31 protein-coding genes are annotated in these 25,896 nt (G+C 74.0%); 20 read left to right on the top strand and 11 right to left on the bottom strand.

The genetic code is table 11. The features are described from left to right. Positions 1 to 6: 6 nt before the first annotated feature. The gene (locus E0W78_RS11845; protein ID WP_131404167.1) at positions 7 to 783 is read right to left on the bottom strand and encodes an isocitrate lyase/phosphoenolpyruvate mutase family protein; all 777 of its coding nucleotides are present in this window, start codon (positions 781 to 783) and stop codon (positions 7 to 9) included. Between the two features lie 131 nt (positions 784 to 914). Then, positions 915 to 1,085: a hypothetical protein gene (locus E0W78_RS16590; RefSeq protein WP_165570492.1), complete on the bottom strand. Its 171-nt coding sequence runs from the start codon at positions 1,083 to 1,085 to the stop codon at positions 915 to 917. A 55-nt stretch (positions 1,086 to 1,140) separates the two neighbouring features. Between E0W78_RS16590 and E0W78_RS11840 the strand changes: the two genes are divergently transcribed. From E0W78_RS11840 to E0W78_RS11830, 3 genes are all read left to right on the top strand, one after another. Then, positions 1,141 to 1,665, top strand: a complete 525-nt coding sequence (locus E0W78_RS11840; RefSeq protein WP_019145239.1) for a ferritin — start codon at positions 1,141 to 1,143, stop codon at positions 1,663 to 1,665. Continuing rightward, entirely contained in the window at positions 1,658 to 2,077 is a 420-nt protein-coding gene (locus E0W78_RS11835; RefSeq protein WP_131404166.1) for a hypothetical protein, read from the top strand. Before E0W78_RS11840 ends, E0W78_RS11835 begins: the two co-directional genes overlap by 8 nt. Before the next feature lie 132 nt (positions 2,078 to 2,209). Next, positions 2,210 to 2,578: an Lsr2 family protein gene (locus E0W78_RS11830; protein ID WP_131404165.1), complete on the top strand. Its 369-nt coding sequence runs from the start codon at positions 2,210 to 2,212 to the stop codon at positions 2,576 to 2,578. Positions 2,579 to 2,683: 105 nt separating this feature from the next. On the opposite strand, the gene E0W78_RS11825 is transcribed toward E0W78_RS11830, so the two are convergent. The 3 genes from E0W78_RS11825 to E0W78_RS11815 are packed head-to-tail and all read right to left on the bottom strand — an operon-like array spanning position 2,684 to position 4,238. Beyond that, complete coding sequence (locus E0W78_RS11825) at positions 2,684 to 3,136, bottom strand: hypothetical protein (protein WP_131404164.1); 453 nt, start codon at positions 3,134 to 3,136, stop codon at positions 2,684 to 2,686. After that, the gene (gene nucS, locus E0W78_RS11820) at positions 3,136 to 3,813 is read right to left on the bottom strand and encodes an endonuclease NucS (RefSeq protein WP_131404163.1); all 678 of its coding nucleotides are present in this window, start codon (positions 3,811 to 3,813) and stop codon (positions 3,136 to 3,138) included. Before nucS ends, E0W78_RS11825 begins: the two co-directional genes overlap by 1 nt. After that, positions 3,810 to 4,238, bottom strand: coding sequence for a hypothetical protein (locus E0W78_RS11815; RefSeq protein ID WP_131404162.1), 429 nt, complete (start codon positions 4,236 to 4,238; stop codon positions 3,810 to 3,812). The genes nucS and E0W78_RS11815 overlap by 4 nt, the downstream gene beginning before the upstream one ends. A 142-nt stretch (positions 4,239 to 4,380) precedes the next feature. Between E0W78_RS11815 and E0W78_RS11810 the strand changes: the two genes are divergently transcribed. From E0W78_RS11810 to E0W78_RS11790, 5 genes are all read left to right on the top strand, one after another. Continuing rightward, complete coding sequence (locus E0W78_RS11810) at positions 4,381 to 5,568, top strand: 3-hydroxyacyl-CoA dehydrogenase NAD-binding domain-containing protein (RefSeq protein ID WP_131404161.1); 1,188 nt, start codon at positions 4,381 to 4,383, stop codon at positions 5,566 to 5,568. Between the two features lie 77 nt (positions 5,569 to 5,645). After that, positions 5,646 to 6,380: a histidine phosphatase family protein gene (locus E0W78_RS11805; RefSeq protein WP_131404160.1), complete on the top strand. Its 735-nt coding sequence runs from the start codon at positions 5,646 to 5,648 to the stop codon at positions 6,378 to 6,380. Beyond that, positions 6,364 to 7,233 (top strand): NAD(P)H-hydrate dehydratase, encoded by an 870-nt coding sequence (locus E0W78_RS11800; protein ID WP_131404159.1) that lies wholly within the window; start codon positions 6,364 to 6,366, stop codon positions 7,231 to 7,233. Before E0W78_RS11805 ends, E0W78_RS11800 begins: the two co-directional genes overlap by 17 nt. Positions 7,234 to 7,251: 18 nt before the next feature. Next, positions 7,252 to 7,530: a hypothetical protein gene (locus E0W78_RS11795; RefSeq protein WP_131404158.1), complete on the top strand. Its 279-nt coding sequence runs from the start codon at positions 7,252 to 7,254 to the stop codon at positions 7,528 to 7,530. A 13-nt stretch (positions 7,531 to 7,543) separates the two neighbouring features. Beyond that, a complete protein-coding gene (locus tag E0W78_RS11790) occupies positions 7,544 to 8,326 on the top strand; it encodes an alpha/beta hydrolase (RefSeq protein WP_131404157.1) in 783 nt (260 codons plus the stop codon). A gap of 60 nt (positions 8,327 to 8,386) precedes the next feature. Here the strand turns inward: E0W78_RS11790 and E0W78_RS11785 are convergent, their stop codons facing one another. The 3 genes from E0W78_RS11785 to mce form a co-directional block, all read right to left on the bottom strand. Continuing rightward, positions 8,387 to 9,730 (bottom strand): DivIVA domain-containing protein, encoded by a 1,344-nt coding sequence (locus E0W78_RS11785; RefSeq protein ID WP_165570491.1) that lies wholly within the window; start codon positions 9,728 to 9,730, stop codon positions 8,387 to 8,389. A gap of 124 nt (positions 9,731 to 9,854) precedes the next feature. After that, complete coding sequence (ccrA, locus tag E0W78_RS11780; protein WP_131404155.1) at positions 9,855 to 11,192, bottom strand: crotonyl-CoA carboxylase/reductase; 1,338 nt, start codon at positions 11,190 to 11,192, stop codon at positions 9,855 to 9,857. A 111-nt stretch (positions 11,193 to 11,303) separates the two neighbouring features. Further along, a complete protein-coding gene (mce, locus tag E0W78_RS11775) occupies positions 11,304 to 11,738 on the bottom strand; it encodes a methylmalonyl-CoA epimerase (protein WP_131404154.1) in 435 nt (144 codons plus the stop codon). A gap of 139 nt (positions 11,739 to 11,877) precedes the next feature. Between mce and E0W78_RS11770 the strand changes: the two genes are divergently transcribed. From E0W78_RS11770 to E0W78_RS11750, 5 genes are all read left to right on the top strand, one after another. Next, the gene (locus tag E0W78_RS11770; protein WP_131404153.1) at positions 11,878 to 13,068 is read left to right on the top strand and encodes an acetyl-CoA C-acetyltransferase; all 1,191 of its coding nucleotides are present in this window, start codon (positions 11,878 to 11,880) and stop codon (positions 13,066 to 13,068) included. Positions 13,069 to 13,075: 7 nt separating this feature from the next. Further along, positions 13,076 to 14,032, top strand: a complete 957-nt coding sequence (gene meaB, locus E0W78_RS11765) for a methylmalonyl Co-A mutase-associated GTPase MeaB (protein WP_131404152.1) — start codon at positions 13,076 to 13,078, stop codon at positions 14,030 to 14,032. A gap of 105 nt (positions 14,033 to 14,137) precedes the next feature. Next, entirely contained in the window at positions 14,138 to 15,058 is a 921-nt protein-coding gene (locus E0W78_RS11760; protein ID WP_242686329.1) for a tetratricopeptide repeat protein, read from the top strand. A 63-nt stretch (positions 15,059 to 15,121) separates the two neighbouring features. After that, positions 15,122 to 15,952, top strand: a complete 831-nt coding sequence (locus E0W78_RS11755) for a hypothetical protein (RefSeq protein WP_131404150.1) — start codon at positions 15,122 to 15,124, stop codon at positions 15,950 to 15,952. Then, entirely contained in the window at positions 15,949 to 16,908 is a 960-nt protein-coding gene (locus tag E0W78_RS11750) for a hypothetical protein (protein WP_131404149.1), read from the top strand. The genes E0W78_RS11755 and E0W78_RS11750 overlap by 4 nt, the downstream gene beginning before the upstream one ends. On the opposite strand, the gene E0W78_RS16760 is transcribed toward E0W78_RS11750, so the two are convergent. Continuing rightward, positions 16,909 to 17,763 carry an NUDIX hydrolase gene (locus E0W78_RS16760; RefSeq protein ID WP_207392742.1) on the bottom strand — a complete coding sequence of 285 codons (855 nt, stop codon included), beginning with the start codon at positions 17,761 to 17,763 and terminating at the stop codon, positions 16,909 to 16,911. It lies immediately after the preceding gene. Between the two features lie 19 nt (positions 17,764 to 17,782). Next, a complete protein-coding gene (locus E0W78_RS11740; RefSeq protein WP_131404148.1) occupies positions 17,783 to 19,030 on the bottom strand; it encodes a trypsin-like peptidase domain-containing protein in 1,248 nt (415 codons plus the stop codon). A gap of 99 nt (positions 19,031 to 19,129) precedes the next feature. Between E0W78_RS11740 and E0W78_RS11735 the strand changes: the two genes are divergently transcribed. The 5 genes from E0W78_RS11735 (at position 19,130) to E0W78_RS11715 (ending at position 24,424) form a co-directional block, all read left to right on the top strand. Then, positions 19,130 to 19,663: a winged helix-turn-helix domain-containing protein gene (locus E0W78_RS11735; RefSeq protein ID WP_131404147.1), complete on the top strand. Its 534-nt coding sequence runs from the start codon at positions 19,130 to 19,132 to the stop codon at positions 19,661 to 19,663. Continuing rightward, on the top strand, positions 19,660 to 20,919 hold the full coding sequence (locus tag E0W78_RS11730) for an MFS transporter (protein WP_131404146.1): 1,260 nt from the start codon (positions 19,660 to 19,662) through the stop codon (positions 20,917 to 20,919). The genes E0W78_RS11735 and E0W78_RS11730 overlap by 4 nt, the downstream gene beginning before the upstream one ends. Before the next feature lie 23 nt (positions 20,920 to 20,942). Beyond that, on the top strand, positions 20,943 to 22,946 hold the full coding sequence (locus E0W78_RS11725; RefSeq protein WP_131404145.1) for an ATP-binding protein: 2,004 nt from the start codon (positions 20,943 to 20,945) through the stop codon (positions 22,944 to 22,946). Then, complete coding sequence (locus E0W78_RS11720) at positions 22,943 to 23,599, top strand: response regulator transcription factor (protein WP_131404144.1); 657 nt, start codon at positions 22,943 to 22,945, stop codon at positions 23,597 to 23,599. Before E0W78_RS11725 ends, E0W78_RS11720 begins: the two co-directional genes overlap by 4 nt. A 129-nt stretch (positions 23,600 to 23,728) precedes the next feature. Next, positions 23,729 to 24,424, top strand: coding sequence for a hypothetical protein (locus E0W78_RS11715; RefSeq protein WP_131404143.1), 696 nt, complete (start codon positions 23,729 to 23,731; stop codon positions 24,422 to 24,424). A gap of 57 nt (positions 24,425 to 24,481) precedes the next feature. On the opposite strand, the gene E0W78_RS11710 is transcribed toward E0W78_RS11715, so the two are convergent. Continuing rightward, entirely contained in the window at positions 24,482 to 24,685 is a 204-nt protein-coding gene (locus E0W78_RS11710; protein WP_131404142.1) for a DUF6458 family protein, read from the bottom strand. 168 nt (positions 24,686 to 24,853) lie between these two features. Between E0W78_RS11710 and E0W78_RS11705 the strand changes: the two genes are divergently transcribed. Both E0W78_RS11705 and E0W78_RS11700 read left to right on the top strand, forming a co-directional pair. Further along, positions 24,854 to 25,633, top strand: coding sequence for an enoyl-CoA hydratase-related protein (locus E0W78_RS11705; RefSeq protein WP_131404141.1), 780 nt, complete (start codon positions 24,854 to 24,856; stop codon positions 25,631 to 25,633). Between the two features lie 58 nt (positions 25,634 to 25,691). After that, positions 25,692 to 25,896 (top strand): hypothetical protein (locus E0W78_RS11700; protein ID WP_207392741.1); only part of this gene is annotated, 205 nt, incomplete at its 3' end.

Here is a 25,896-nt window from a genome sequence, read left to right as displayed (position 1 = left end):
ACTCCTCTAGTTCAGGACGCGGAAGTCCGCCGGCAGGCCGCCGTCGGCGACCACATCGCGGGTCAAGTCCTGCAGGGCCATGAGGGCCACCGACTGCGAGAACGGTCCGAACGAGACGCGGGCGACGCCCAGCTCGGCCATGCGGGCGAGCGGGACGCTGCCCGGCGCGCCGATGAGCGTCAGCCGCTGCGACCCCCAGGCGTCCACGAAGGCCTCGATGTCGGCCTCGGACACCTTGCCGGGGACGAACACCACCGGCGCACCGGCCTCGAGGAAGACGCGGCCGCGCTCGATGGCCTCGGCGAGGACCTCCTCGTGCGGGCGGTCGCCGGCGCGCACGAAGGCGTCCGTACGGGCGTTGAGCACGAACGGGACGCCGGCCTGCTCGCCGGCCCGGACGACGGCCTCGACGGCCTTGACCGCCTCGGGCAGCGGCTTCATCTGGTCCTCGAGGTTGGCGCCCACGACGCCGACGCCGATCGCCTTGCGGGCGGTCTCGCCCGGGTCGCCGTAGCCGGCCTCCAGGTCGGCGGTGACGGGCAGGTGGGTGGCGGCGACGATGCGGCCGACCGCCTCGATCATGAGGTCGACGGGGATGTTCTCGCCGTCCTCGTAGCCGTAGGAAGCGGCGATCGAGTGGCTGGCGCTGGCCAGCGCCTCGACGCCGGGCACCTCGGTCACGACGCGGGCGCTGATCGCGTCCCAGACGTTGACCACCTTGAGCAGGGGAGCGGCGGTGTGCAGGTCGAGCAGGCGCTGGGCCCGGTCACGCAGTTCGGTCATGGCCCGACGGTAGCCGAGGCGGCGGAGTCCGAGGTCGGGCAAGGGCAGGCGCGCCTTCGTATGGACAGCCGTGCCTTGCTGGAACGGAGGGGTCGCGGACCCCTAGGCTCGGGGCACCGGAGCGGACGTGCTCAGGCGGCGCGCTTGGACGAGGACTTGGACGGGACGTCCTTGATCTTGACCAGCTTGCGCTTCTTGACCGTGTAGCCCTCGGGCAGCGTGCCGTTCTTGAGCATCCGAAGCGGACAGCGCTTGCACTTGGGCTTGCTGTCGCAGCACTTCTTCTTCGGCTTCGGTGGCACCCCGTCACCCTAGCAAGGCAAGGCTTACTTCCGGCTCGACAGAAGGATGGCAACCATGGCCGCACCCCAGTTCGTGGAGAAGCTCAACGAGCAGATCGGTCACGAGTTCAGCGCCCACCAGCAGTACGTCGCGATCGCGACCTACTACGACGCGCTCACCATGCCGCAGATGGCGGCGCTGTTCTACGCGCAGGCGCTCGAGGAGCGCGACCACGCGATGATGATGGTGCAGTACCTGCTCGACCAGGACCAGGTGCCGCGCATCCCCGGCATCGCCGCGCCGCGCATCGAGTTCACCGACGTCGTGGACCCGGTCCAGACGGCGCTGGACCAGGAGAAGAAGGTCACCGAGCAGATCTTCGAGCTCACCCGCATCGCCCGCGAGAGCAACGACTTCGCCTCGGACCAGTTCATGCAGTGGTTCATCAAGGAGCAGGTCGAGGAGGTCGCCAAGATGAGCGACCTGCTGGCCGTCGTCACCCGCTCGCAGCACGACCTCGAGCGCATCGAGGACTGGGTCGCGCGCGAGGAGACCGGCGAGGGCGACGACCCGACGGCCCCGCCCGTCGCCGGTGCGTAGGCTCCTGCTCGTCCTGGCCGGGGTGCTGCTGGCCCTCGGCGTGGCCGGCGCGCTCACCCTGCTGACCGGCGACGACGAGCCGGCCGGCCCGGGCACGTCCGGGCCGCGGCTCGCCGACCTGGAGGTCGTCGTCGACCCCGGCACCGGCGAGCCGCGCCGTGAGCGACTCGCGTGTGCCTCCGCCGACGACTCCGAGGCGTGCGGCGCGCTGGACGCGCTGGACCCGAGCGCGCTCGGGCCGCTGGGCCCGGGCCGCGCGTGCACCCAGCAGTTCGGGGGACCGGAGACGGTGCGGATCACCGGCACGCTGCGCGGCGAGCCGGTCGACGCGTCCTTCGACCGGACGAACGGGTGCGAGATCTCCCGCTACGACCAGGTGCAGCCCCTTCTCGTCGCGGTCGGAATTGTCTGACGGCCGATGAATTCCGGAACGACTATTCGACACTTCTGCGAATAGTCGTTTCGTGCCATGCGGAATTCTTCTTCCGTGTGCCATGATGAACCGGCCGGAACAATTCGATTCTTTCGACCAAGGTAGGTATTCGTGGCCAAGGTGACTCGCGTCCAGATCGTCGACGACCTCGACGGGACGGTGCTCGAAGACGGAGAGGGCCAGACGCTCGAGTTCGCGCTCGACGGACAGGCCTACACGATCGACCTCAAGCCCGAGCACGCCCAGCAGCTGCGGGACGCGCTCGGCCCGTGGGTCGCGCACGCCACGCGCGTCTCGTCGTCGCGTCGCGCGTCCTCGAACGGCTCGTCGCGCCGCTCGTCCAGCACGCGCTCGGCCTCGGGCATGACGCCCGAGGAGCTCAACGAGGTGCGCGAGTGGGCGCGCTCGAACGGTTACCAGGTCGCCGACCGCGGACGCATCAAGGCGTCGGTGCTCGAGGCCTTCGAAGCCGCTCACTGAGTGTCGTCTCGACATTCCGTCCGGGATGTCGAGAATAGGGACGGCCGGCGGTATTCACGGGGTATGAGCCCGTGAATGCCGCCGGCCTTTTCGTGCGTGCGAAGGTCAGCGGCGCGGGAAGCGCTCCAGGTAGGCGAGCCATTCATGACCCGCCGAGATGAGGACCGCCATGGTCAGGCACAGCGTCACCGGGTGGCCGACGTTCCACCGGACGTCGTCGTTGACGCCTGGCGGGAAGGACTCCGCCCGGAAGGTGATGGTGACCGTCACGGTGTGGTGGTCACGGTCCCGGTCGACGACCTCGAGCGCCAGGTTGGGCTCGGTGAAGTCCAGAGGTGGGACGTCCTCGTGCGCGGCACGTAGGAGCCACTGGCCGAGCCGCTCCGCCTCGTCCACCACCAGGCAGGCGTCCCAGAAGTGCCAGCGCACGCCGTCGGCGACGACGTGGCCGTGCACGACGAGCCAGTTGTCGTCCCACTCGTCGCCCGACGGCTCGGCCTGCTCGTACGAGACGGTCTTGAGGTCGACGTAGCGATCCCGCCGCTCGTGCAGGCGCATCAGAACAGGCGCAGGCTCGGGTCGTCGATGCCGCGCAGCTCGTCGTAGTTCACGACGACGCACTGGATGCCGCGGTCCTGGGCGAGGGTGCGCGCCTGCGGCTTGATCTCCTGGGCGGCGAAGATGCCGCGGACGGGGGAGAGCAGCGGGTCGCGGTTCATCAGCTCCAGGTAGCGCGTGAGCTGCTCGACGCCGTCGATCTCGCCGCGGCGCTTGATCTCCACCGCCACCGACTTCCCGTCCGGGTCCTTGCACAGCAGGTCGACCGGGCCGATGGCCGTCATGTACTCCCGGCGCACCAGCGTCATGCCGTCGCCGAGCGCGTGCGTGTGCTCGGCGAGCAGCTCCTGCAGGTGCTTCTCGACGCCGTCCTTGCGCAGGCCCGGGTCGACCCCCAGGTCGTGGCTGGAGTCGTGCAGCACCTCCTCGATGAGGATGCGCAGGGTGTCGTCGCTCTTCTGGGCGCCGACGGTCCACTCGATGGTGCCGTCGTCGGTGACGCCCTCGCGGAGCGTGCACGGCGGGCTCATCCAGTTCAGCGGCTTGTACGAGCCGCCGTCGGAGTGGACGAGCACCGAGCCGTCGGCCTTGACCATGATCACGCGCGTGGCCATGGGCAGGTGGGCGGCCAGGCGTCCGGCGTAGTCGACCTGGCAGCGGGCGACGACGATCCTCACGAGATCTGGCGGACGAGCGTGCCGAAGCGGAACTCCAGGTCCTCGCCGACGATGCGGCCGGTCTGGTCGTTGCCGTCGGCGCCGGTCAGCGTCACCACGTCGCCCTCGACCGAGAACGAGCCGCTGGTGGTCTCGTTGCCGTCGACGTCGAGGGTGAACGTGCCGTCGTCCTTGAAGTGGAGCGCCCACTCGCCGGTCTCGTCGGCCCAGTCGCCGACCAGGTCGGCGGCGACGCCGGTCGGGGTCTCGGCCGACGGGCTGGCCGGGGTCGTCGGCTCCTCGGTGGGCGCGGCGGACGTGGCGGACTCGCTGGGCGAGGCGCTGGTCTCCGGGTCCGACGGGGTCTCGGGCTCGTCGTCGGCGCAGGCCGACAGGGTCAGCGCGGCGGTGGCGAGGACGGTGGTCAGGGCGAGGCGGGTCTTCACGCGCCCCATCCTGCCAAAGGACCTCCGGCGGACGCGGGAGCCGGGCCCGCGCCCAGCGTGCGCATCTGTGACCTGTGTCTCCCTGCGCTGGTCCCGCCGCTCATTACCGTGGCTCTGGACTCGCCCTTACCAAGGAGTAACCATGGCCGACACCAGCCCGATCCTCGCCGACGACGCGTCCGGACGCCTCGCGCGGACCCTGCTGCTGCCGTACCTGAACCACGCCGCCACGATGCTGGAGGAGGGCTACGCCTCGCGAGCCGACATCGACGCGGGCATGCGCTTCGGCTGCGGCTACCCGGTCGGCCCCCTGGCCCTGGTGGACGAGCTGGGCGCGCGGACGGTCGTCGACGGGCTGACCGAGCTGCACGCGCGCACTGGCGACCCGGTCCACGTCCCCGCGCCGCTCCTGGTGGGGCTCGCCGAGCGCGGCGAGACGCTGGCCGGCTCGTCCGACGACGAGGCCGCGACGCCACAGCTGCGCCACGAGATCACGTCGGTCGGCGTCGTCGGCACGGGCACGATGGCGTCCGGCATCGTCGAGGTCTTCGCGAAGGCCGGCTACGACGTCGTCTACGTCGGCCGCAGCGAGGAGAAGACCGCGGGCGTGCTCAAGGCGGTCACGAAGAACCTGGACCGGGCGGTCGCCAAGGGACGCCTGGACGAGGCCGGCAAGGCCGAGGTGCTGGGCCGGCTCAGCGGCTCGTCCGAGCGCGAGGCCCTGGCCGGGGTCGACCTCGTGGTCGAGGCGATCGCCGAGGACCTGGACGTCAAGCTCCAGCTGTTCGCCGACCTGGACCGCATCTGCAAGCCGGGCGCGATCCTGGCCACGACGACGTCGTCGCTGTCGATCGCGCGCTGCGCCGAGGCCACGTCGCGTCCCGAGGACGTCATCGGGATGCACTTCTTCAACCCGGCGCCGCTCATGAAGCTGGTCGAGGTCGTCACCACCGAGAAGACCTCGCCCGACGTCGACGAGACGGTGCGGGCGCTGTGCCTGAACGTCGGCAAGCACCCCGTGTCGTGCGGCGACCGGGCCGGCTTCATCGTCAACGCGCTGCTGTTCCCCTACCTCAACGACGCGGTGCGCCTGGTCGACGCCGGCGAGGCGGAAATGGACGCGGTGGACGAGGCGATGACCCGCGCGGGGCTGCCCATGGGCCCGTTCGTGCTGCTGGACGTGGTGGGCAACGACGTCTCGCTCGCGATCGAGAGCTCGCTCGTCGAGGCGTTCGGCCACGACGGGTGGCGCCCGGCCGCCGGCCTGGAGAAGGCGGTCGCGGAGGGACGCCTGGGCCGCAAGACCGGCGCGGGCTTCCACTCCTACTGAGCCACCGCGACGCGAGCGAGCCGGGAGGGGGAGGCGCTCGCGTCGCGGAGGCGGCGCAGTCCCGGTAGAAGGGACGCATGCGAGGACTCGAGTGGTTGGGCATCGTCCGGCACGGCGAGAGCACGGGCAACGTGGCCGCTCGCGACGCCGAGACCGGGGGACTGGAGCGCATCGACGTCGCCGAGCGGGACGCCGACGTGCCCTTGTCGGAGACGGGCCGCGAGCAGGCGGAGGCGGTCGGACGCTGGATGGCCGGGCTCGCCCCGGACCAGCGGCCGACCGCCGTCGTCGTCTCGCCGTACCTGCGGGCGCGGCAGACCGCCGAGCTGGCCCTGGCCGGGCACGACGTGCCGGTGCGCGTCGACGAGCGCCTGCGCGACCGCGAGCTGGGCGTGCTGGACCTGCTCACCGCCCGCGGCGTGGAGTCGCTGCTGCCCGACGAGGCGGTGCGCCGGCGCCGGCTGGGCAAGTTCTACTACCGGCCTCCGGGCGGCGAGTCCTGGGTCGACGTGATCGCACGGCTGCGCTCGCTGCTGCGCGACCTGGCCGACGACCACCCGGACGGCCGCGTGCTGCTCTTCGCCCACGACGCGATCGTGTCGCTCGTCCGCTACGTCGTGGAGGGACTGGAGGAGGAGGAGCTGATGACGTGGGCCCGCGGCACCGTCATCGCCAACTGCTCGATCAGCAGCTGGGTCCGCGGCGAGGACGGCACCTTCGTGCCCGAGCGGCTCAACGACGTCCGCCACCTCGAGCAGGACCCGCACGCCGAGCCCACCGCCCAGGAGGACGTCGATGACCGACCGGCCTGAGACCACGACCGTCACGCCGCAGCTGCTGCGCGACTGGGCCCTGCCCGACCCCGGCGGCGGCAAGGAGTCGCGCGGCACGGTGCTCGTCGTCGGCGGCTCCCGCTTCACGCCCGGCGCGGTGCTGCTCAGCGGCGTGGCCGCGTTGCGGGCCGGCGCCGGACGCCTGCAGCTGGCCACGACCGAGGGCACCGCCACGGCGCTCAGCATCGCGGTGCCCGAGGCCGCGGTCGTCGGGCTGCCGGAGACGGACGGCGGGTCGGTGCGCGGCGAGGTGCCCGACAGCCTGCTCGAGATGGCGTCCGAGACGGACGTGCTGGTGGTCGGTCCCGGCCTGGACGACATCGACGAGACCGGCGAGCTGATGCGGCGCGTGCTCGGCGCGGCGGGGGAGCGCACCCGGGTGGTGCTGGACGCTTACGCCCTCGGCGCGCTCAGCCACGACCGCTCGCTCGTGGACGACGTCCGTGGCCGCACCGTGACGACCCCGAACATCACCGAGGTGTCCCGGATGCTCGACCGCGAGGCCGGGGACGACCTGCGCGCCGCCGCGCTCGACGCCGCCCACGCCTACGGGGTCGTCGTGTCGGTGTACGGCCACGTCGCGTCGCCGGACGGCCGCACCTGGCGCGAGGAGAGCGCGGACGTCGGGCTCGGCACGTCCGGCAGCGGCGACGTGAGCGCCGGCGTGGTCGCGGGCCTGCTGGCGCGGGGCGCCGACCCCGAGCAGGCGGCCTGCTGGGGCGCCTACGTGCACGCGGTCTCGGGCCAGCGGCTCGTGCAGCGCTTCGGCCGCGTCGGGTTCCTGGCCCGCGAGCTCGTGGACGAGGTCGCCGCCACGATCGCCATGGTCTGACCCCCGTAGGCTGGCCCCATGCCGCGCCGCCGCCCGCCGTCGCGTCCCCACCGGGACTTCGCGCCGCCGCACGCGGACGCGCAGGAGCACCGCGGCGGCCAGGAGTGGCACGTCCGCCGGCTGACCGGCGCGGCGTCGACGAAGACGTACACCTGCCCCGGCTGCCACCAGCCGATCCGGCCGGCCACGCCGCACGTGCTGGTCTGGCCGGTGGTGAAGCCGCTGCTGGCCGACGAGGCCATCGACGCGCGCCGGCACTGGCACTCGGCCTGCTGGCAGCGCGCCGTCCACCTGTGACCCGAGAGGAACCATGGCGAACCTGATCACCGGCAGCTCCGTGCTGCCCGCGCGCCGCGAGGCCATCGAGCTCGACACCGCCGACGGCCAGCGGCTGGTCGGCGAGCTGGCGCTGCCGCTCGACCGCGACCCGGTGGCGACGATGATCTGCCTGCACCCGCTGCCGACCCACGGCGGGATGATGGACAGCCACGTCTTCCGCAAGGCGTCCTACCGGCTGCCGGCGCTGGCCGACGTCGCGGTGCTGCGGTTCAACACCCGCGGCACGTCGAGCGTCCAGGGCACGAGCACCGGCGCGTTCGACCAGGGCGACGCGGAGCGCTTCGACGTCGCCGCGGCGATCGAGCGGGCCGAGTACGACGACCTGCCCAACATCTGGCTCGTGGGCTGGTCGTTCGGCACCGACCTGACGCTCATGCACGGGCTGGACCCGGCCGTCACCGGGGCGATCCTGCTCTCGCCCCCGCTGCGCTACTCCCGGCCCGAGCACCTCGCCGCCTGGGCCGACGCGGGCAAGCCGCTCGTGGCGGTCGTGCCCGAGCACGACGACTACCTGCAGCCGCCCGAGGCGTGTGAGCGGTTCGCCGTCGTGCCGCACGCCGAGGTCGTGGCCGTCGACGGTGCCAAGCACCTGTGGGTGGGCGACACCGAGCGGGTGCTGGACGAGATCGTCGCGCGGCTGAACCCGGTGGTGCCGCTCCCGCTCCCGCACGAGTGGGACGGCCCCATGGAGCGGGCCGACTCCACCGCCTACTCCGACCGCACGACCGCGGTGTTCAAGGACGTCCCGCGGTAGCACCCGCACGAGACGACGAAGGCCCCCGGACGATCGTCCGGGGGCCTTCGTGCGTACGGCTCAGCGCTTGCGGCGCGTGGGCTTGTCGTCCTCGTCGTCGAGCTGGAGGGCCGGCTGCACGGCGGTGCGCTCGACCTCGTCCTCGTCGTCCTCGGCCAGGTCGGCGGCCGTGGGGACCGGGACGACCGTGGTGGCGTCGGGCTCCTCGACGACCGGCACGGCGGTGGTCTCGTCGGCCGCGGGCTCCTCGACGGGCTCGACGACCTGGGGCTCGACGACCTCGGCCTCGACCGGCTCCTCAGCCGCGGGCTCGTCGGTGATGGCCGCCTGGTCGGCGACGGCGGCCGCGGCGGCGGGGGCGAAGGACGCCACGACGTCGCGCAGCTGGGCCATCTGGGCCATGATGCCGTCGCGCTTGCGCTCGAGCTCGGTGACCTCGTCGCGCAGGCGGCGGGTGAGCCGCTGGGCGTCGGTGGTGGCGGTGGTCTGCAGGCTCTCGGCCTTGTCGCGGGCGCCGGCGAGGATGCGGTCGGCCTCGGCCTGCGCCTCGTCCAGGATGCCGGCGGCCTCGCCGCTGACCTGCTCGCGGCGCTCGGCGGCCGTGGCCAGGATCGAGCGGGCCCGCTCCTCGGCCGCGGTGGCCCGGGCCTCGGCGTCGGCCACGAGCTTCTCGGTCTGCGCGGTGGCGGCGGCGTGGGCGTCGTTCGCCTCGCGGGCCAGGCGCTCCTTCTCGACCGCCAGCACGCGGCGGGCCTCGGCGACCTCGCGGTCGGCGGCGGCCTGCGCCTGCTCGACGTCGCGCTGGGCACCGAGGCGCAGGTTGTCGGCCTCGGCCTGGGCCGCGAGCTTGACCTGCTCGGCCTCGCGACGCGCGGAGGCGAGGATCTCGGCGGCGTCGGCCTCGGCGGCGGCCAGCACGGCCTGCGAGTCGGCCTTGAGCTTGTCGCGCTTGGCCTCGACGTCGGTGCGGGCCTCGGCGCGGAGCGACTCGACCTCCTGCGTGGCGGTGGCGCGCAGCACGCGCGCCTCCTCGCGGGCGGTGGCCAGGACGTCCTCGGCGGCCTGGTCGGCGCGCTCGCGGACCGCCTTGGCCTCCTGCTCGGCCAGGTTCAGCAGCTGCGCGGCGTGACCGCCCAGGCCGGTGTACGACGGGTGCTCGATCGACTCGAGCTTGTTCTCCAGCGCGGCGAGCTGCTCGCGCAGCCGGGTGTTCTCACCGGCCAGGGCGGAGGCGTGCTGCTCGAGCCGCTCGAAGTCGGACGCGCGCGAGCGCAGGAAGGTGTCGACCGCGTCCACGTCGTAGCCACCGCGACGGGTGGTCGGGAAGGCCGGGGTCGCGGAGCTCGACGACGGCGCGGGACGCGCGGCGGAGTCGAAGATGGACAGACCGGAGGACTCGGACATGGGGCACCTAACCATCGAGATTCGGGGGCTGGGCCCAGCGTAGCGAACCGAGCCCCGGGGACGGGGGAGCGAAACGGCCGACGCCGGCCGTGCCCCGAGAGGCACGGCCGGCGTCGGCCAGGGATCAGATGCCGCGGAAGCGGTTGATCTCGTCCAGGTGCTTGGCGCGCTTGTCGTGGTCGCGCACGCCCAGTCCCTCCTCGGGGGCCAGGCACAGCACGCCGACCTTGCCCTGGTGCAGGTTCTTGTGGACGTCCAGCGCCGCCTGCCCGGTCTCGGCCAGCGGGTAGACCTTGGAGACCGTCGGGTGGATGAGGCCCTTGTCGATCAGGCGGTTGGCCTCGTAGGCCTCGCGGTAGTTCGCGAAGTGCGAGCTCTTGATCTGCTTGAGGTTCATCCACAGGTAGCGGTTGTCGTACTGGTGCATGTAGCCCGACGTCGACGCGCAGGTGATGATCGTGCCGCCCTTGCGCGTGACGTAGACGCTGGCGCCGAAGGTCTCGCGGCCCGGGTGCTCGAAGACGATGTCGGGGTCCTCGCCACCGGTGAGCTCGCGGATCTTCTTGCCGAAGCGCTTCCACTCCGACGGGTCCTGCTCGTGCTCGTCCTTCCAGAACTTGTAGCCCTCGGCCGAGCGGTCGATGATGTGCTCCGCGCCGAGCGAGCGGACGATCTCGGCCTTCTCGGGGCTGGAGACGACGCACACCGGGATCGCGCCGCCGTTGAGCGCCATCTGCGTGGCGTACGAGCCCAGGCCGCCGGAGGCGCCCCAGATCAGCACGACGTCGCCCTGCTTCATGTTGGCGCCGTTCTTGGACACCAGCTGGCGGTAGGCGGTGGAGTTCACCAGCCCCGGGCTGGCCGCCTCCTCCCACGTGAGGTGGTCGGGCTTGGGCATGAGCTGGTTGGCCTTGACGATCGCGAGCTCGGCCAGGCCGCCGAAGTTCGTCTCGAAGCCCCAGATGCGCTGCTGCGGGTCCATCATCGTGTCGTCGTGGCCGTCGGGGCTCTCGAGCTCGACCGACAGGCAGTGCGCGACGACCTCGGCGCCGGGCTTCCAGGCGTTCACGCCCGGGCCCGTGCGCAGCACGACGCCGGCCAGGTCGGAGCCGACCACGTGGTACGGCTGGTCGTGGCGAGCGGCGTACTCGTTGAGCTTGCCGTAGCGCTCCAGGAAGCCGAACGTCGAGACCGGCTCGAAGATCGACGTCCAGACGGTGTTGTAGTTGATCGCGCTGGCCATGACGGCCACGAGCGCCTCGCCCGGCGCGAGCTCGGGCACGGGGACGTCGTCCAGGTGCAGGCTCTTGCGCGGGTCCTTGTCGCGGCTGGCCAGCCCCTCGAACATGTCGACCTCGTCCTTGTGGACGGTGACGCCCTTGTAGGTCGCGGGGATCTCGAGGGTGCCGAACTCCTCGGCGGGGGTGTCCCCGGCCAGGATGGCGTCAAGGATGTGCTTCATGCGGGCGTCCTCCGGTCGGTGTGGTGCGGCGATGTTACTGATCATTAACCAGGTCCGCCACGGTCGCGCGTGGAGTGCGTCACACGCGCCCGCGAGCGGCGGCGGGTCGCGTCAGTGCGCGGACGCGGCCGGCTCGACGAGCTCGACGAGCACGCCGCCGGCGTCCTTGGGGTGGACGAAGTTGACCCGGCTGTCGGACGTGCCGCGGCGGGGCTCGTCGTAGAGCAGCCGGACGCCGCGCTCGCGCAGCGTCGCCGAGACCGCGTCGATGTCGGTGACGCGGTAGGCCAGCTGCTGCATGCCCGGGCCGTTGCGGTCGATGAACTTGGCGATGGTCGAGGAGTCGTCCAGCGGGGCGAGCAGCTGGATGCGGGTCTCGCCCGAGCCGACGGCCAGCATGGCCTCGCGGACGCCCTGCTCCTCGTTCACCTCCTCGTGCACGGAGGTGATGCCGAAGACGCGCTCGTAGAAGGCGAGCGCCTCGTCGAGGTCGGCGACGGCGATGCCGACGTGGTCGATGGTCGTGAGCAGGTCGCTGGGCAGCATGCAGGCAGTGAAGCACGCGCGCGCGAGGGCGTCGTGTGACCTAGGCGACAGGCTCGTCGGCGGTCCGGGAGGGGAGGATCGGAGCGCGGGTACGCTGGATCGAAGCGGCCCACCCGCCCACGAGACCAGGGAGCTTTTCATGACCGAGACCGTCATCGTCGCCGGAGCACGCACCCCGATCGGCAAGCTGCGGGGCAGCCTCAAGACCCTCTCGGGCAGCGACCTGGGTGGCGTCGCCATCGCCGGTGCGCTGGAGAAGGCCGGCGTCCGCGGCGACCAGGTCGACTACGTGATCATGGGCCAGGTGCTGCAGGCCGGCGCCGGCCAGATCCCGGCCCGCCAGGCCGCGATCAAGGGCGGCATCCCCAAGGACGTCCCGGCCCTCACCATCAACAAGGTGTGCCTGTCGGGCGTGGACGCCATCGCGCTCGCCTCGCAGCTCATCAAGGCCGGCGAGTACGAGGTCGTCGTGGCCGGCGGCCAGGAGTCGATGACCCAGGCGCCGCACATGCTGCTGAACTCGCGCGAGGGCCTGGGCTACGGCAACGGCACCCTCACCGACCACATGGCCTACGACGGCCTGTGGGACGCGATCACCGACCAGGCCATGGGCGGCCTGACCGAGGACATCAACGCCGAGCAGCAGCAGTACACCCGCGAGCAGCAGGACGCGTTCGCGGCCCGCTCGCACCAGCTCGCCGCCGCCGCGCAGAAGAACGGCGTCTTCGACGACGAGATCGTCCCGGTGACCATCCCGCAGCGCAAGGGCGACCCGGTCGTCGTCACGTCCGACGAGGGCGTCCGCGGCGACACCTCGGTCGAGACCCTCGCCCGCCTGCGTCCGGCGTTCGCGAAGGACGGCACGATCACCGCCGGCTCGGCCAGCCAGATCTCCGACGGCGCCTGCGCCGTGGTCGTCATGAGCAAGGCCAAGGCCGAGGAGCTCGGCCTGGAGTGGCTCGCCGAGATCGGCGCCCACGGCGTCGTCGCGGGCCCGGACTCCAGCCTGCAGCTGCAGCCGGCCAACGCGATCAAGCTGGCCCTGCAGAAGGAGGGCATCAGCGCCTCCGACGTCGACCTGGTCGAGGTCAACGAGGCCTTCGCCGCCGTCGGGCTCGCGTCCACCGACGACCTGGGCATCGACCCCGAGATCGTCAACGTCAACGGCGGCGCCATCGCGGTCGGCCACCCCATCGGCATGAGCGGCGCCCGCATCACGTTGCACCTGGCGCTGGAGCTCAAGCGCCGCGGTGGCGGCACCGGCGTCGCGGCCCTGTGCGGTGGCGGCGGCCAGGGCGACGCCCTCGTCGTCCGCGTGCCCAAGGCCTGATCCAGGGGTGCCGCGCCGCAACCAGCCGGTCGCCGAGCTCGTCGAGCAGGCGCGCGCCGGCCAGAAGCGGGCGGTCGCCCGGCTCGTCTCCCTGGTCGAGGACGCCTCGCCGCAGCTGCGCGAGGTGAGCGCCGCGCTCGCGCCGCACGCGGGCGGCGCCCACGTCGTGGGCATCACCGGTGCGCCCGGCGTCGGCAAGTCCACCACCACGTCCGCCCTCGTGACTGCCTTCCGGCGCACGGGGGCGCGCGTGGGCGTGCTCGCCATCGACCCGTCGTCGCCGTTCACCGGGGGAGCGCTGCTCGGCGACCGCGTGCGCATGGGCGACCACGCCACCGACGACGGCGTCTACATCCGGTCGATGGCCACGCGCGGCCACCTGGGCGGCCTGTCGTGGGCCACGCCGCAGGCTGTGCGGGTGCTGGACGCCGCGGGCTGCGACGTCGTGCTGGTCGAGACCGTCGGCGTCGGCCAGTCCGAGATCGACATCGTCTCGTCCGCCGACACGTCCGTCGTGCTCATGGCCCCGGGCATGGGCGACGGCATCCAGGCGGCCAAGGCCGGCATCCTGGAGATCGGCGACGTCTTCGTCGTCAACAAGGCCGACCGCGACGGCGCGGCCACCACCCGCCGGGAGCTGCGCTCCATGCTGTCGCTGGGCCAGCGTCGCGACGAGTCCTGGAAGCCGCCCGTGCTCATGACCGTGGCGTCCGAGGGCGAGGGTGTCGACGAGGTCGTCGAGGCCGTCCGCGCCCACCACGTCTCGATGCAGGAGTCCGGCGAGCTGGTGCGCCGGCGCACCGAGCGGGCTCGGCGCGAGGTGGAGGCGATCGCCCTCGTCGAGGTGCAGCGCCGGCTCGGCGCGGTGGGGGAGGACGACGCCCTGCGCAGGCTCGCCGACGACGTCGTGGCCGGACGCCGCGACCCCTACGCCGCCGCCGACGACCTGCTCACCGGCCTCTGACCCCACCCCTCCGCGCTGGGAGTGACGTTCTGCTCGCCCGGCGCGGCGTGTCGCGTACAGAACGTCACTCCCAGCGAGGCGGGGCGGCTCCCTAGGATGGGGACCATGAGCTTTTCGCGACCCGGAGCCATCGACCTGTCGGCCCTCAAGCAGTCCGCCCCCGCGCCCGCCGCGGCCGGTGGTGCGCCCGCGCCCGACGGCGCGAGCTTCGTCGTCGACGTCACCGAGCAGGACTTCCAGCAGGTGGCGCTCGAGGCGTCGCTGCGCCACGTCGTCGTCCTGAGCCTGTGGTCGCCCCGCTCGCCGCAGAGCGGTGACTTCAACGACCTCCTGGCCCGCGTCGCCAACTCCTTCGGCGGCCAGCTGCTGCTCGCCCAGGTGGACGTCGACACGAGCCCGGCCATCGCCCAGGCGGTCGGCGCGCAGGGCGTGCCGTTCGTGCTCGGCCTGGTCGGCGGCCAGCCGGTGCCGCTGTTCCAGGGCGCGGCCGCCGAGGACGAGGTCCGCCGCCTGTTCGAGGAGCTCGTCCGGGTCGCCGCGCAGAACGGCGTCACCGGGCTCGCGAGCCCGCAGGGCGCCGCCCCCGCGGACGCACCCGCCGAGGACGAGCCGGCCGACCCCCGCTTCGCCGACGCCGACGCCCGGTTCGCCGAGGGCGACTTCGCCGGGGCCGTCACCGAGTACGAGAAGCTCGCCGCGCAGTACCCGGCCGACACCGAGGTCGTCGAGCGCCTGGCCGGCGCGCGGCTGCTGTCGCGTTGCGCCGGGGCCGACCTGCAGGCGGCTCGTGCCGCAGCGGCCGAGAACCCCGACGACGTCGACGCGCAGATGCTCGTCGCCGACCTGGACGTCTCCGGCGGGCACGTCGACGACGCCTTCGACCGGCTGATCACGCTGGTGCGCCGGCTGCCGGCCGACGAGCGCGAGCCGGTGCGCCTGCGCCTGGTCGACCTGTTCACGGTGGTCGGCGCGTCCGACCCGAGGGTCGCGGCCGCGCGCCGCAAGCTCGCCACCGCGCTGTACTGACGCGAATCCCCGGTCGGCGGCCGGACCCCCGGTAGGGTCACCGCGTCGGCGAACGGGGGTGTGATGCGCACGAGGCTGGGACTGGCGACGCTCGTCGTGGGCGTGCTGCTGGCCGCCCTCGGAGGTGCCGTGACGGCGCTCCTCGGCCCCGACGGCCGCTACGTCACCGGGCCGCACGAGGTACGCACCGACTCGCTCGTCGTCACCCGTCCGGCGGTGCTGGACTGGCAGGGCCTCGAGCTGGACGTGCTGGCCGAGCTGCCGGCCGAGAAGCCGGTCTTCGTCGGGCTCGGCAACGCCGTCGACGTGGAGGACTACGTCGGGCAGACGCGCCGGATCGTGGTCGACGGCGTCGGACGTCCGTGGGACCCGTCCTACGAGGAGGTCGACGGCGGGGCCAACCTCGACGCGTCCCCGGTGTCGCTGGACTGGTGGCTCGCCGCCGAGGCCGGCCTGGGCGCCGCGCACCTGTCGACGACGCTGCCCGACGAGACGGTCGAGGTGGCGATCCTGCCCGTGGGCGAGGCCGACCTCACCGGGCTGCGGGTCAGCCTGGCCTACGGCGTCCCGCACGGCTTCGCCTGGAGCCTCGGCGCCCTGCTGCTCGGCCTGGGGCTGGCGCTGCTCGGCGTGCTGGTGTGGCGCGGCGTCCCGCTGCGCCCCGAGCCCGCCCTCGTGTGGCTCGACGACGAGGACGACGAGGACGAGCCCGCCGTCGCCGCGCCGGTCCCGGCCGCCGACGACGCGGTGGAGGAGCAGGTCGTCTACGTGCTGGTCGACGACGACGGCACCGAGCACGAGATCACCGCCGAGGAGGCGGCCGCGGCCGGCTACGAGGTCGTCGAGGAGGTCGTGGTCGAGGACGCGCCCACGCCCGAGGGGGAGCCGCGATGAGACGTCCGCTGCTCGTCCTGCTCGCCGCCACCCTGCTGCTGTCGGCCTGCACGGTGCCGCGACCCAAGGGCGACCAGGCCGCCGAGAAGGTCGCCGCCACGCCGGCCGACGCCCGGCGCGCGCTCGCCCAGTACGAGGAGGTGCTCTCGGTCGCGGCCGAGGCGCTGGACGCCAAGCCGCTGGCCGCGGTCGAGGCGGGCTCCATGCTCGACATCGACACCGGGACGTTCGAGGTCGCCCAGCAGCTGCAGCAGAAGGGCGAGCAGCGCAGCGAGGACCTGCGGATCCTCGACGTCCACGCCCCGATGCGCAACGCCTACCCGCTGTGGTTCGTCATGCCGGTCGACGACCCCGGCCGCGACCGCGTGCGGGTGCAGGTGTGGCGGCGCGAGCGGGCGGCCGAGCCGTGGAAGCTCGTCGCCGCCCCCGAGACCGTCGGCGACGCCGATCTGCCCGAGCTGGTCGAGGGTGAGCAGGGCACCGTCGTGGTGGCCGGGCGCGAGAAGCCGTCGCGCCTGGGCCTGTCCCCGCAGGAGGCCGCCGACACCTACGCCGCCGCGCTCGCCGGACGCGAGGCCCCGGAGGCCCAGCTCATCGTGCCGGACGCCTTCGTGGAGCAGATGTGGACGACGGCCGAGTCGAACGGCCGGCTCGCGGGCGTCCGGTTCCGCCAGGAGTGGCGGGCCGAGAACGTCGACGTCGCGCTGCGCACCCGCGACGGCGGCTCGCTCGTGCTGGCCACGCTCAGCCGCCGCGACACGTACCGCGTCGCCGCGGGCCGCCAGGTCACCTGGCCGGGTGGGTCGCCGCAGCAGGCGTTCCTGGACGGCGGCGGCATCTCCAGCAGCGGCACGCTGCGCTACGCCCACCAGGTGCTGCTGCTCGTGCCCGGTGACGGGTCGCCCGTCGTCGCGCTCGGCCAGCTCGGTGGCGTGACCGGCGCGGACGTCCGCTAGCTACTCGGCCGCCTTGGGGGCCTCGCGGTACGCCGGCAGGTCACCCGAGCGCCAGGCGCTGAGCAGCTCGTGCGTGGCCGACGTGCCCCGCTCGGCGACCTCGGCCTCGTCGGCCCAGTGGACGGCCTTGATCTCCGAGGGCTGCAGCCGGAACGTCTCGACGAGCGCCGCGTCGGCCACGCCGAGGTCGAAGACGAACACGCAGGCGTCGTCCCAGCCGCGCCAGGCCGGGAGCCAGTTGACCGTCACCAGCCCCTGCACCTCGACGGTGATGCCCAGCTCCTCCTGCAGCTCGCGCACCAGGCCCTGGGCCGGCGGCTCGAGCGGCTCGACGACGCCGCCGGGCAGGTCCCACTCACGCTTGTAGGTCAGCTCGCACAGCAGGACGCGGCCCGCCTCGTCGCGCAGCAGCCCCTGGGCGATGACCCGCTTGGTCGGCAGGCCGGCGTTGAGCATCGCGATGAAGCCGTCGCGGGTGGTGGGGGACGGGTCGCCGCTGACCCGGCCGAGGACGATGCGGTCGGCGGTGCCCTCGGGGCGGCGGCTCACGCCCTCGCGGCGCAGCCCGGCCAGGGTGGCGGCGCGCAGGGCGGTCGCGTCGCCGTCAGCCACGTCGGCCTGCACACGGTCCAGGCCGAGGCCGTCGAGCGCGTGGGCCACGGCGAGGCGCAGGCCGCGGGCGGCGAGCGACGGGTCGGACGCGTTCCACCGCAGCGACCCGACGCCCGGGCCCTCCCGCAGCACCGCCACCGTGCCGACGCGCTGGCCCTCGACCTCGATCGCGAAGCCCGTGACGTCGTCGTTGCCGGAGGTCGGGACGAGCCGGAGGTCGCCGTCGCGCAGGTCGTCGCTCATGCTCCGACCCTAGCGAGTGTCAGCCGACCGGGCCCTCGCGGAGCGTGACGCTCGCCTGGTGGGACGAGCCGCTCGCGTCGGTCCAGGTCAGGCGCACCGTGTCGCCCGGCTCGTGCTCGCCGACCGCGGCCGAGAGCGCGTCCGCGCCGGTGACCTCGGTGCCGTCGAGGGCGGTGATCGTCGAGCCCGCGGACACCCCGGCGTCCTGCGCCGCCGAGCCGTCGACGGTGCCCACGACGACCGCCCCGCTGCCGGTGTCCTGCAGCTGCACGCCCAGGAAGGCGTCGGCGCCGACGCTCACGCCGCCGGACTCGTCGCCGGCCAGCACCTGGTCGACCACGTCCAGCGCGGTGGCGATCGGCACGGCGTAGCCGGTCACGTCGGCGCTCCCGGTGGACGCCGCGGTGTCCATGCCAACGACCTCGCCGTCGTCGTCGTACAGCGGGCCGCCGGAGTCGCCGGCCACGATGTCGGCGTCCACCTCGATCAGGTCGCTGAGCGTGGACGTGGTTCCGGTGGACTCGTCGCCCACGTCGATGGTGCGGCCGGTCGCGGTGACCGTGCCGGGGGACGCGGTGGCCTGGCCCGTGCCACCGGCGTTGCCGACGCCCACGACGTCATCGCCGGCCTGCACCGCCTCGGCGGTGTCGGTGGTCACCGTGGCCAGTCCGGACGCGTCCTCCAGCCGCAGCACGGCGACGTCGGCCTCGGCGTCGTAGCCCAGGACGTCCGCCTCGTACGTCTCGCCGGTCGAGGCGACCTCGACCGCGACCTGGGTGGCACCCTCGACGACGTGGTGGTTGGTCAGGACGAGCCCGTCGGACGTCAGCACCATGCCCGTGCCGGCGCCCTCGCCCGACGTCGTGGTGGAGGTGATCAGCACGACGCCCTCCTGCTGGTCGGCGGTCGCCGCGGTCGAGCCCGCGCCGCTCGACGAGCGGCCGAAGGTGCCACCGGGCAGCTCGGGGAGCGTGCTGCCGCCCGCCGACCCGGACGACCCGGACCCGTCGGACGGGCTGCCCGGGAACGTCGTGCTCGGCGCCTGCTGCGTGCTGCTCGTGGAGGTCGTGCCGCCCGCCGCGGCGTCGGAGCCGGCCGCGCCGGCGGCGTAGCCCAGCCCGCCGACCCCGAGCAGGGCCGAGGCCGCGAGGGCGACGACGGCGAGCCGGCCGGGAGAGGGACGCCGCGAGGCAGCGGGGGCCGGCGCGTCCGCGGCGGGCTCGGAAGGCGTGGTGTCGGTGCGGGGGGTGGGGGTCGTGTCGTCCATGCCGGCAGTCAAGGCGCGGTTCCTGTGAGCGGGCTGTCCACGACGCAGGAGTCGCCTGGGGCCTATGCAAAGAACTCTTTGCGGTCTACGGTGGGCGGCATGACCCTCTCGCGGACCCAGGTGCAGGACCTGGACACCATGCGTGCGCTGGCCCATCCGCTGCGCATGCGGCTGCTCGGCCTGCTGCGCGCCGACGGACCGGCCACGGCCAGCGACCTGGGCCGCCGGGTGGGGGAGTCGAGCGGCTCGACGTCCTACCACCTGCGCCAGCTGGAGCGCTTCGGCTTCGTCGAGGACGCCCCCGACCAGCCGTCGCGCCGCTCGCGCGTGTGGCGGGCCACCGCGGACGTCACGTCGTGGTCCGAGGAGCTGTTCGAGGGACCGGGCGGCGACGAGGTGTTCGCCGCGGTGCGGTCGGGGCAGCTCGAGCACCTGCGCCGCAGCCTGGCCGCGTGGACACGGCCCGAGCGCGGCATCGGCGCCAGCGACTACCTGCTGCACCTGGACCCGGACGACCTGGACGCGCTGACCGGCGAGCTGCACGACGTCGTGGCCCGGTACGTCGGGCGGGCCGGGTCGCGCGAGGTCGCGCTGCACGTGCTGGCGCTGCCGTACCCGCGGGAGACGGCATGAGCGTCCTGTCGCGGTTCCTCGTCCTGACCGCCCTGCGCTGGCTGCCGGTCGGCCTCATCGTCCCGGTCGTGGTGCTGCTGCCGCTCGACCGTGGGCTGTCCCTGGGCGAGATCGGCGCGGCCCTGTCGGTGCAGGGCCTGGTGGTGCTGCTGCTCGAGCTGCCCACCGGCGGGCTCGCGGACGCCTGGGGCCGCCGCCCGGTCCTCCTGCTGTCGTCGGCGCTCGCCCTGGCGTCCTACGCGACGGTGCTCGCCGCCCACCACGCGGCGACGCTCGCGCTCGCCTACGCGCTCATGGGGGCCTCGCGGGCGCTGGACTCCGGACCGCTGAGCGCGTGGTTCGTCGACGAGTCCGGGGCCTCGCCCGCGCAGGTGACGTCCGGGCTCGGCCGGGCCGGCGCCGTCGTCGGGACGTCGATCGGGGCGGGCGCGCTGCTCTCCGGCGCGCTGGTCGCGTGGCTGCCGGTGTCGCACGCGACCGCGCTCGCCGTGCCCTACGCCGCCGCCGCCGGGCTCGTCCTGGTGCAGGTCGTGGTCGTCCTGGTGCTCATGCGCGAGCACCGGACGCACCAGGGCTCGCTGGGCGCGAGCGTCCGCGCCACCGTCCCGACGATCGTCTCGGCGCTGCGGCTCCTGCGCCGGTCCCGCGTGCTGGCGGCCCTGGTCGCGGTCGAGCTCTTCTGGGGGTTCGGCATGGCCGCCTTCGAGTCGTTCACGCCGGTGCGCCTGGGCGAGCTGCTGGGCGAGAGCGGCGACGCGGCCGCGGTCATGGGCCCGGTCAGCGCCGCCGCCTGGGGCGTCTCCGCGCTCGGCGCCGCGGTGGTCGCCCCCTTCGTGCGGCGGTGGTCGGCGGTGTCGGTGTCGGTCACGCTGCGGCTCGTGCAGGGCGCCACGGTCGTGGTGATGGGCCTGGTCGGCGGGCCGGTGTGGCTGGTCGTGGCCTTCCTGGCGACGTACGCCGTGCACAGCGCCGCCGGGGTGGTCTACGAGTCCCTGCTCCACGAGCAGGCCGAGTCGGCCAACCGGGCCACCGTGCTGTCGCTGTCGTCGATGGCGATGCACCCGGGCGGCAGCCTGGGGATGCTCGTGCTCGGCGCGGTCGCCGGCACGTGGTCGACCGGTGCGGCCTTCGTGCTGGCGGGCGTGGTCACCGCCGCGGCGGCCCCGCTGTTCCTGGTGCGGGAGCGTGGCGGGACCCCGCGTCCCGGCCGCGAAGGACGCCGAACCCTGGGTGCCGGGACGCTCCAGCAGCGATAGTGGTCGCCTGACGGGAGGCGCGGATGACGGTGGCGACGGCCGGACGAGCGGCACGGGTGCCGGGCGGGACGCCCGGAGGCACGGTCGTGGCGACCGCCGGGCTGGCCGGTCTCGTCCTCGCCGCCGTGAACGCCGGGCACCCGTCCCCCGCCTACGAGGTGCACCGGCCCTTCTTCTGGGCCGACGTCGTCCTCGCCGGCCTCTACGCCGCCCTGGGCGTCGTGGTCACCGCCCGCAGCCGGCATCCCGCCGGACGCGTGCTCGTGGTCGTCGGCCTGGGGTTCGCGCTCGCCGGCCTGGCCATCCAGTACGCGGTGCTCGGGGCCCGGACGGAGGTGCCGGCGCACGGTCTGGGCGTCCACGCCATGCTCTGGACGTGGCTCGCCGGGGCGCTGGTCGGCCTGCTGGTCCTGCCGTGGCTGCTGGTGCCCGGTCGCTGGGACGCCCTGCGCCGTGCCGGTCTGGCGACCGGAGCCGCGCTCGTCCTCGTGACGACGGGGGCACGCTCGCTGGTGCAGATGCCCGGCGCCCCGGACAACCCGCTCAGCGACCCCGGCCGCTCGGCCTGGGCGGCGGACGTCGACGCCTGGTGCGTCGGAGCCGCCGTCGCGTACGGCCTGGTGGGGGCCGGCTACGTCGTGGCCCGGGCGCGGTCCTGTCCGCCGTGGGAGCGGCGTGCGCTGCGCTGGGCGGGGGCCGGTCTGGCGACCTGCGCCGCCGGGTACGCCGTGTTCGAGGTCGGCCTGGGCCGCGGCGGTCCCGTCCTGCTCGGCGGGGTGCTGCTGCTCGTGGTGGCCCAGATCGTCCTCGGTGCCGCGGTCCTCGTGCTGCTCGTGCGCGACGCCACGCCGCGCATGGAGCTCGCGCTGTCGCGCACCGTCGTCGGCGGGCTGCTGACCGCGGGCACGGTGGTCCTCTACGTCGGACTCGTGGCCCTGCTGGTGCGGGTGCTGCCGTGGGACGAGGGCGCGGTCTCGGTGGTCGCCGTGGCGGTGCTCGCCGCGGCGACGGCGCCGGCGCACGCCTGGGTCCGCGACCGGGTCGCGCGGCTCGTGCACGGCTCGGCCGCCGACCCGGCGCGGCTGCTGCTCGACGTCCACCGCGCCCTCGTCGCTCCACAGGCGGCGGGCAGCGTCCTGGACGACGTCGCGGGTGCGCTGCGCGCCGGCCTGAGGCTGCGCGCGGTCACGGTCAGCGCGGACGACGGGACGGTGCGGGCCACGGTGGGCGCACCCGACGGCGGCCAGGTGCTGAGCCTGCCGCTCGTCAGCCGGGGCCGGCGCATCGGGACGCTGGAGGTCGCGGCCCTTCGCGGTGAGCGGCTCGACCCGCGCACCACGGGGCTGCTCGAGCGGCTCAGCGGGATGGTCGCGGTGACGCTGGCCCAGACGCTCACCACGGCCCGGCTCGAGGCCCTGCGCGGGCGCGTGCTGGACGCTCGCCAGACGGAGCGCCGCCAGCTGCGTCGCGAGCTGCACGACGGGCTGGGGCCCTCGCTGGCCGGGGCCGGGCTGGCGCTGGGGGCGATCGCGAACGGCGCCGACCTCGCTCCCGAGCACGCCGAGCTGCTCGGACGGGTGCAGCACGAGCTGGCCCGCCGCAGCGAGGACATGCGGCTGATCGCGCGGGCCGTCCTGCCGCCCGCGCTGGACGACGGACGCCTGGCCGAGGCGCTGCACACGCTCTCGCGCACGTTCGAGGAGACGCGGCTGACCGTGGCCGTCGAGGCCGGGCCGGACGTCGACCGGCTCGACCCGGACCGGCAGGTCGCGGCCTACCACGTCGCGGTCGAGGGCGTCTGGAACGCCTTCCGGCACGCCCACGCCGATCGCTGCGAGGTGCGCCTTCGCCGCCTGCCCGACGGCGCGGCCGAGCTCGTGGTCCGCGACGACGGGCGCGGCATGCGGCCCGATGCCGAGCCCGGGCTCGGCCTGACCTCGATGCGCGAGCGCGCCCAGGAGGCGGGCGGCTCGTTGTCGGTCGCCTCCGGCGAGACCGGCACGGTCGTGACGGCGGTGCTGCCGTGACCGTGCGCGTCGTGGTCGTCGACGACCACCCGGTCTTCCGGCTCGGGATGGTGGCCCTGCTGCGCTCGCTGCCGTCCGTCGAGGTGGTCGGCGAGGCCGCCGGGGAGGCGGACGCCGTCGCCGTCTGCGAGCGCGAGCGGCCCGACGTCGTGGTCATGGACCTCGACCTCGGGCCCGGCGGCAGCGGCGTCGAGGCCACCCGGCGCATCGTCCGCGCCGAGGCCGGCGCGGTGCTCGTCATGACGATGCTGGGCGACGACGACTCGCTGTTCGCGTCGATCCGGGCCGGCGCCCGCGGCTACGTGCTCAAGGGGGCGCTGCCCCCGGACGTCGAGCGGGCCGTGCGGGCCGTCGCCGCCGGCGAGCTGCTGCTCGGACCGGAGGTCGCCCATCGCGCGGCCGCATACCTCTCCGGGGCCCGCACGCGCGGCGCCGTGCCGTTCCCCGAGCTGACCGACCGCGAGCGCGAGGTCCTGGACCTGGTCGCCCGCGGCCACGACAACCCCGCGATCGCCCGGCGGCTCGTGCTCAGCGCCAAGACGGTGCGCAACTACGTCTACGGGATCCTGGTGAAGCTCGACGTGCCCGACCGGTCGCAGCTGATCCTCCGGGCCCGCGAGGGCGGGCTCGGGGTCGACGCCCCGCCGTCCTAGAGCTTCCCGGGCGTCCGGGACGCTGCGCGCCCGCGAGGTCGGGTCGCGCCGCCCTGGGACCCGGGCCACCGGGCCCGCGAGCCTCGGTGACGGGACGCACCCCGGCGTCCCCTCACGAGAGGAAGCACCATGTCCGTCCGCCCGTCCGAGGAGCGCCTCGCCGACGCTCCCGCCCTCGACGCCGCGCCCCGCGCGTGGTGGCCGCTGCTGATCAGCCTGGTCGGCCTGCTCACGACCGCCGCCCTGCTGCTGGAGAACCGGCCCGACGGGAGCGGCGACTTCGACTACCCCGTGACCGCCGAGGACGTCGTCGAGCTCGGTCACGTCGCGTTCCGGGTCAGCGGCCTGCTCGGCTACGTCGCGGCGCTGTCGATGCTCGTGCTGGCCGCGGTCTGGCACCAGCGCGTGGGACGCCGCTTCCCCTGGTCGACCGGAGCCAGCGTGGTGACCTTCTCGCTCGTCGCCTCGGCGTCGCTCATGACGCTCGCCTACGGCTGGCGCGGTGCCCTCGGCAACTACCTGCCGACCGGGATGGAGGGCGACTCGTACGACGCCGAGGGCCTCTACACCTACTTCGTCATGAACGACTTCAGCCCGTACATCGCCGGCGTGCCGCTGCTCGGCGCGGGCTTCGCGCTCGCCTGGATGTCGTTCGCCGACGGTCTGGTGTCCCGCCCGCTGGGCGTCGCGGCCGGCCTGGTCTCGGCGCTGCTCCTGCTCGCGGTGGCGGTCTCCGGCGTGCCCGGACTGCCGGCGGCGATGTCGGTGGCCATGGTCGTCGCCGGCGTGTGGCTCACCCTCGGACGCAGCCAGGTCACCGGCTGAGCCCACGCAGCACGACGCCCGCCCCGGATGGCCGGGGCGGGCGTCGTCCGTGCGGGATCAGTACTCGCGCGGGGGAGCGGTGCCGTCGCCCCGGGTTCGCTGCTGCCCCATGAGGAAGAAGGAGAACAGGAAGCCGAGGACGGCCACGCCCATGAGGATGTAGCCCACCATCGTGAGGTCGACGCCGCTGATGGCGTCCTGGACGGCGAACGCGAGGATCGCGCCGACGGCCAGCAGGAACAGGGATCCACCGATGTACATGTGCTCGCCTTTCGTGCGGGTGACCCGAACGGTAGGCCCGCCGCGGGTCGTCCGCACCTCGGCCGCCGCGGGCCGGGGTGTGACCGGTCCCTCGGCCCGGTGTGACCCGGGCCTCCTATGCTCGCCAGGACGCCCGGCGACGGGACCGCGACAAGAGGGGAGACGCCCGTGGGAGAGCTCGTGCGCCTGGAGGTGACCGACGGGGTCGGCACCATCCGGCTCGACCGGCCCAAGATGAACGCGCTCAACGCCCAGGTGCAGGACGAGATACTGGCGGTGGCGCAGGAGGCCGACCGGCGCGACGACGTCGCCGCCGTGGTCGTCTACGGCGGCGAGCGGGTCTTCGCCGCGGGCGCCGACATCAAGGAGATGGCGGCGATGTCGTACGCCGAGATGGCTCGGCACGGCCAGACGCTGCAGGCGTTCACCCGCGCGGTCGCCGCGATCGGCAAGCCCACCGTCTCGGCCATCACCGGCTACGCGCTCGGCGGCGGGTGCGAGGTCGCGCTGGCCACCGACGTGCGCTTCTGCGCGGACGACGCCCGGCTCGGCCAGCCCGAGATCCTGCTCGGCATCATCCCCGGCGCGGGCGGGACGCAGCGCCTGGCCCGGCTGGTCGGGCCCGCGGTCGCCAAGGAGCTCATCTTCACCGGTCGCATGGTGACGGCCGAGGAGGCGCTGGCGATCGGCCTGGTCGACCGGGTGCACCCGGCCGCCGAGGTCTACGACCGGGCCGTCGAGTGGGCCGCGCAGTTCGTCGGCGGGCCCGCCCTCGCCCTGCGCGCGGCCAAGGACGCGGTCGACCGCGGCCTCGAGGTCGACCTGCAGACCGGGCTCGAGATCGAGCGCCAGGCGTTCACCGCCCTGTTCGCCACCGACGACCAGCGCGCCGGCATGCAGTCCTTCATGGAGAACGGTCCGGGCAAGGCGACGTTCACCGGACGGTGAGCGGCGAACCCCCGGAGGTGCTTCCATCGTCCCCCGGGGGCGAACGAGGGAGGGAACGATGACCAGCGCCACGTCCGGCACGCCCGCCGACGGCGACGCCGACCGGCGTCCGCCGCTGCGCGACGTGGTCGCCAGCTGGCCGGTGACTGCCGCCGACGTCGTGGCCGAGTCGTCCGGCGGTGACGCGCCCGCGGCGCAGCCCGCGACCGGCACGGCACCGCCGCCCGCCCCCCGGCGTCCGCGCTGGCGTCGTCGATCGAGCA

The organism is Aeromicrobium sp. IC_218 (genome assembly GCF_004336805.1).
Lineage (GTDB): Bacteria > Actinomycetota > Actinomycetes > Propionibacteriales > Nocardioidaceae > Aeromicrobium.
This window is presented reverse-complemented; position numbering and strand designations above follow the sequence as displayed.